Origin of the sequence: Methylocaldum sp. RMAD-M (assembly GCF_017832375.1) — a bacterium.
In the GTDB taxonomy this organism is placed as follows: domain Bacteria; phylum Pseudomonadota; class Gammaproteobacteria; order Methylococcales; family Methylococcaceae; genus Methylocaldum.
Window position 1 is genome coordinate 1 of record NZ_JAFIBZ010000074.1, and the last position, 1,039, is coordinate 1,039.

Annotated in this window: 1 protein-coding gene; it reads left to right on the forward strand. The window is 60.2% G+C overall.

What is annotated here, in order from left to right; all coding sequences use genetic code 11:
* A partial coding sequence (locus tag JOD69_RS24490) for a SulP family inorganic anion transporter (protein ID WP_210024377.1) occupies positions 1-1,039 on the forward strand: 1,039 nt, incomplete at both ends.

Genomic DNA, 1,039 nt, shown 5'->3' on the forward strand with positions numbered 1-1,039 from the left:
ATGAAGCCTATGTCCAGGCCGACGGCCACACGACCTTCTCCGAACTCGCCTATTCGCTCGAAGCGATTTCGCCCGGCGCGGTGATCGTGAGCACGGTCGCCATCGGCATCATGCTCTTGTGGGAGACCCGCCTCTTCAAACAGAATGCGGTTTTATCCCTGATCCCCGGTCCCCTGGTCGCGGTCCTCTGGGGGGTGGCGTTCAATCTGCTCTCGCAACACTTCCTACCGGCCTTCGCGATCGCGAAGGAGCACCTGGTGAGCCTCCCGGAGATTCAGGGCGTCGCGGGCTTCTTCCAGCAGTTCACCCTGCCCGATTTCAGCCAGTGGGCCAATCCCGAGGTGTACACGGTGGCGGTCACCATCGCCATCATCGCGAGCCTCGAGACGCTCCTGAGCCTCGAAGCGGCGGACAAGATCGACCCCTTGAAACGCATCGCCCCGACCAATCGCGAACTGAAGGCCCAAGGGCTCGGCAATCTGCTCAGCGGCTTGATCGGCGGCTTGCCGATGACGGCGGTGATCGTCCGGAGTTCCGCCAACGTGAACGCGGGCGGCCGCACCAAGATGGCCTGCTTCATCCATGGCGTTTTGCTGCTGTTGAGCGTGATGTTCATCACCCGCTACTTGAACCTGATTCCCTTGGCCTGTTTGGCGGCGATCCTGCTCCTGACCGGCTACAAGCTGGCCAAACCCAAGCTGTTCAAGGAGATGTACGCCAAGGGGGCGAGCCAGATCATTCCGTTCGTGGTCACCATCGTCGCGATCCTCGCGACCGATCTCTTGAAGGGCATCGCGGTCGGCATGGTCGTCGGTCTCTATTACGTCATTAGAACCAACTTCCAGGCGGCGATCACCCTGACCCAGCACGGCAACAATTATCTCTTGCGCTTGCACAAGGATGTGTCTTTTCTCAACAAGGCGCTGTTGCGGGAGTATCTGAACCGGGTGGGCGAAAACGGGTATGTCATCATCGATGCCACGCGGGCGCAATTCATCGATCAGGACATCCTCGAAACCATCCACGACTTCGTGGCCGC